Here is a 5,335-nt window from a genome sequence, read left to right as displayed (position 1 = left end):
CTTAGATCACTATTAAATTTTGTCGCCCCACCAAACATTCCCATCATATTGGTTACCTTACTCACATTCCATTGACTTAAGTCACTAGTAAAGTTTTTTGCTAAAGCAAACATAAAGCTAGTATCAGTTACTTGAGAAAGATTCCATTTGCTCAAATCACTAGTAAAGGAAGTAGCACCACTAAACATAAAGCTGGTATCAGTAACATTACTTATATCCCATTTGCTGAGATCACGATTAAAGTTTACGGCTTTTATAAACATGCCTTGCATATCTGTTACTTTAGCGACATTCCAGGTACTTAAATCTCCATTAAAAGCAGTAGCTTGGCGAAACATGTGGTGCATACTTGTAACTTGAGAGACATCCCATGAACTAATATCCCCATTAAAAGCCGAGGCAGATTCAAACATTGAACGCATGTCGGTAACTTTACTTACATTCCAGGCATTGAGGTTTTGGTTAAACTGCTGATTCATGACAAACATGCCAGTCATCTTAGTTACCTTACCTACATCCCAGCTATTTAATGCTTGATTAAAGTTGGTAGCTTTAAACATAAAAGACATATTTTCTACTTGCGAAACATCCCAAGCACTTAGATCTTGATTGAAAGCTACTGCATTGCTAAATAAACTTTCCATGTTGGTTACTTGAGAAACATCGAGTTTACTAATGTCATTAGTAAAGTAACTACAAGCAAAAGTAGCTTTGAGAGATTTTATCGTACTTAGATCTAAACTATAAAAGTTAATATTTAACTCTCGACGGTCATTGGCAAAATCACAAGCATAGTAAAGGAGATTTTCTTCAGGAGATATAGGGGTAAGTTTTCCGGCAAAGACAAAGTCAAGGTTATCAAGAGTCGAGAGATTAAGAAAACTTAAATCTAAAGGTTCTCCCTGCATATCATTAAACTGTTCAATATATACATCTAAAAATCTTTTTAAACGAGCTGAGTCGGTAAAAGTAATGGTTACTTGTTTAGGGTCAATAACTTTACCTTTTAAGCCTGCAGGCAGTTGAGCGTAAGTAACGTTAGTTAACTTGTATTGATAGTAGTCTTCTTGACTTGCTTTATCTACTAGGTAGCGACCAAAGGTGAGTACTCCGATAGCGAGAATAATAACCATAGCGAAAGCAAATATAAGTAGACTAAGGATAAGGGTGGTTTTTTTCATATAAAAACTTTGCGAAAGTAATCTTTTACTTTTGGTAGAGAAATAGTTTTAGTTGTGATTGTTGATAAATCTTAAATCAAGGAACAGGAATTAAAAATCAAGATTGAGAACTAAAAATTAAGATTGAAAATTATTGAAAAATAATTAGGTCAACTTAAGAAAATATGGAAATATAGTAAAGTACCTAGAGGTATATATCAATCATGTGATCAATACTGCTATATTTAGAGGAGTAGCTCTATTTTCTTTATTAATTGTAAATTAATTGTAGTTTGTTTGATGGTTAATTTAGTATTTATCATTATTATAGCAACTAAAAGTATAAGTTGTTTGAGATAGAAGAATGGAAGTTTGGAGACGAGGGGTGATGATAAGATATGAGAAATAATAGGTGAGGTTAATTTGAGGTTTATATAAGTAACAAATAAGAAAGCTAAAGAAAAATAAAGTACTCCTTAAAAAAGTTAAGAAGTACTTGAAGAGTTTTTGTAAGGATTTTTTATCTGAATCTTGGTCTATAGTAGTTATTGAAGCTTCTTGCCTCTAAGAACATATCTTCATGGTCGGTAACTTTAGAGACATTCCAAGATCGTAGGTTGCTGTTGAATTTATAAGCATATACAAACATATGTTTCATATTTGTAACTTTTGAGACATTCCAGTTGCTTAAGTTGCTATTGAAGTTTATTGCACCTGCAAACATAGCTTGCATATTTGTAACGTTGGATACATCCCATCTGCTTAAATCACTATTAAAGTTTTTTGCATCAGTAAACATAAATGACATATCTGTTACATTAGATACATTCCAATTGCTTAGATCGCTGTTAAAGTTTTTTGCTTCTTGGAACATGGTTCTCATATTTGTAACCTTAGCGACATTCCATCGACTTAAGTCACTATTAAATTTTTCAGCTTCATTAAACATATATGACATATCTGTCACATTAGAAACATACCAGTGACTTAGATCACTGTTAAAGTTTTTTGCTCCTTGGAACATGGTGTTCATATTTGTAACCTTAGCTACATTCCATCGACTTAAGTCACTATTAAATCTTTCTGCTCCATTAAACATATGTTGCATATTTGTTACATTAGAAACATTCCAGTTGCTTAGATCGCTGTTAAAGATTTTTGCTTCTTGGAACATAGCATTCATATCAGTAACTTTAGATACATTCCATTGACTCAAATCACTTTTAAATCTTTCAGCCTTAGAAAACATAAATGACATGTCTGTTACATTAGAAACATTCCAGTTACTTAGATCACTAGTAAAGTTTTTGACTTCGTTAAACATTCCTTTCATATCTGTAACATTAGAAACATTCCACTTGCTTAGATTACTGTTAAATACTGTAGCATTGGCAAACATTGCTTGCATATTTGTGACCTTAGAGACATTCCATTTGCTTAGATCGCCATTAAATGAAGTTGCCTTGTGGAACATATACATCATATTTGTAACATTGGATACATTCCATAGACTTACATCACCATTAAATGAGGTTGCACTTTCAAACATATTTCTCATATTTTTTACATTTGAGACATTCCAATTATTAAGGTTTTGATTAAAATTTGTGGCATGAGCAAACATACCAATCATATTAGTAACATTAGATACATCCCAGTTATTTATATCTTGATTAAAATATGTGTTTGAGAACATTGATGACATATCTTTTACATTAGATACATCCCAGCCACTAATATCTTGATTAAAAAATAACGTATCACTAAATAAATGACTCATATTAGTAACTCTAGAAACATCTAGTTTACTAATATCATTCGAAAAACCTGCACAAGCAAAGGTGCCTTGCATAGATTTTACTTTACTAATATCTAAACTATAAAAATTAATATTTAAGTAGTTCACTCCCCAAAGATTGCAGGTATAGTAAATAGTACCATCAGGGAATTCTTTACTTTCTAATTTCCCAGCAAAGAGAAAATCAATATTTCGAATACGAGACATATTTATAAAACTTAAATCTAATGGCTCTCCATCCATGTCGTTAAATTTTTTGATGTATGCATCTAAAAATTCTTTTAAGCGAGCTGTAGTAGTAAAAGTAAGTCTTACTTGAGTTGGATCTATTCTTTGTTCTTTTATTTCATCAGGAAGTTGCTCAAAAGTTACATCCGTTAGTTTGTATTTGTAGTTATAAGCTGGATTTGCTCCTGTATCTCTTAAACTATAACTATAATATGCTCCCGCACCTAGAGCTAGAGCAGAAGCTAAAACACCTAAGCTGATAATGAGATTTTTCTTTTTCATATGGATTATTTAAGTTGAGATTTTTGGAGTTAATTTGATCTGTATTAACTCATAGATTACATGTATAAAGTAATAACAGTGAAGTAGGTGTATAGGATAAAAGAAGAAATTAGAACCAATCTATGAAAAAGATTAGATTGATCGACTAATTTGAACTTTTTATACTTATTCATTATATCAGTGATGTTATAGCTATAGTTTATTGGATAGACGTTTTATTATATATCTTATAGTTGAATTATGATTAGAGAGCCGGATTAGATTGTGTACGTTGGTAAGTTTTAGGGGAGATTGGTAAGATACTAAAGTAGAATTTTTTATGAAATTTATTTGTAGGGGGGATAAATGGTATTAAGTATTTGAGGTATTTAAAAAAAGTAATTAAGATTAACTTTTGATTTAATAAATTGATTAATAAATGTAGATAATTAATTAACGATAAAGTACTCCTTAAAAAATTTAAGAAGTACTTGAAGAGTGTTTGAAATGATTCTTTATCTAAATTTTGGTTTATATCGATTATTGAAGCTTTTTGCATTTAGAAACATATCTTTATAATTAGTAACTTTAGAGACATCCCAAGAGCTAAGATTGCTATTAAATTTTATAGCAAAATTGAACATATCCTTCATATTTGTAACTTTTGCAACATTCCAACGACTTAAATCACTATCAAAGCTTAGAGCAGCTGCAAACATTCCTTCCATATTAGTTACATTAGATACATCCCAATTGCTTAAATTGCTATTGAAGATAGGGGAGATAGCGAACATCCTCTCCATATCTGTAACATTAGATACATTCCATTGACTCAGATCACTATTAAATTCTTGTGTAGCTGTAAACATGTAACTTGTATCAGTAACTTTTGAAACATCCCATTTACTTAGATCACTGTTAAAGTTTATGGCTAATCGGAACATAGCTCTCATATTCTCTACATTAGAAACATTCCATTTGTTTAAATCACTGTTAAACTTTTCAGCTTCGTTAAACATTAATGACATATCTGTTACGTTAGAGACATCCCATTTACTAAGATCACAATTAAAATTTTTTGCTTTATTGAACATAGCTTTCATGTTTATTACATTAGATACATTCCATTGACTTAAATCGCCATTAAAACTACTAGCGTTACTAAACATTAATTCCATGTTGGTTACTTTAGAAACATCCCATTTACCAATGTTGCTATTAAATTTTTTTGCATCTTGGAACATTGAGTTCATATTTGTAACATTAGAAACGTTCCAGTTGCTTAAGTTGCTATCGAAATTTATAGCTTCTGCAAACATATATTGCATACTTGTAACATTGGATACATCCCATTTGCTCAAATCGCTATTAAATTTCTCAGTTCCAGCAAACATGAAGTTCATAGTAGTAACCTTGGAAACATCCCAGTTGCTTAAGTTGCTAGTGAATCTTTTTGTTATGGAAAACATAGAGTCCATATCTGTAACATTAGAAACATTCCATCGACTTAAATCACTATTAAAATTTTCTGCCTCAGCAAACATGAAACTCATGTTAGTGACATTAGAAACATTCCATTGTCTTAAATCACTATTAAATTTTTTTGCTTTTGTAAACATGAAGCTCATGTTGGTGACATTTGAAACATTCCATCTACTAAGATCGCTATTAAATATTTCAGCCATATTAAACATAAACTCCATGTTGGTTACGTTTGAAACATCCCAGCTACTAAGGTCACTATTAAACTTTTCTGCATGATTAAACATAAAAGACATGTTAGTTACTTTAGAAACATTCCAGTTGCTTAGATCGCTATTAAAGCTTTTTGCCATTTGAAACATGTTTCTCATATTCGTAACCTTGGATACATTCCAGCTACTAAGGT

Annotated in this window: 3 protein-coding genes; all 3 read right to left on the bottom strand. The window is 30.9% G+C overall.

Annotated elements, in window-relative coordinates; genetic code table 11:
* Positions 1-1,133: BspA family leucine-rich repeat surface protein (locus tag CKF59_RS05260; RefSeq protein WP_222985609.1), on the bottom strand; the 1,133-nt coding region annotated here is incomplete at its 3' end.
* A 547-nt stretch (positions 1,134-1,680) separates the two neighbouring features.
* The gene (locus tag CKF59_RS05255) at positions 1,681-3,468 is read right to left on the bottom strand and encodes a BspA family leucine-rich repeat surface protein (protein ID WP_119534916.1); all 1,788 of its coding nucleotides are present in this window, start codon (positions 3,466-3,468) and stop codon (positions 1,681-1,683) included.
* Positions 3,469-3,962: 494 nt separating this feature from the next.
* Positions 3,963-5,335 (bottom strand): BspA family leucine-rich repeat surface protein (locus CKF59_RS05245; protein ID WP_119534914.1); only part of this gene is annotated, 1,373 nt, incomplete at its 5' end.

Source organism: Psittacicella gerlachiana (assembly GCF_003585965.1).
Classification (GTDB): Bacteria; Pseudomonadota; Gammaproteobacteria; order Enterobacterales; family Psittacicellaceae; genus Psittacicella; species Psittacicella gerlachiana.
The sequence above is the reverse complement of the archived record's forward strand: the minus strand, read 5'-3'. Positions and strand labels throughout refer to the sequence as shown.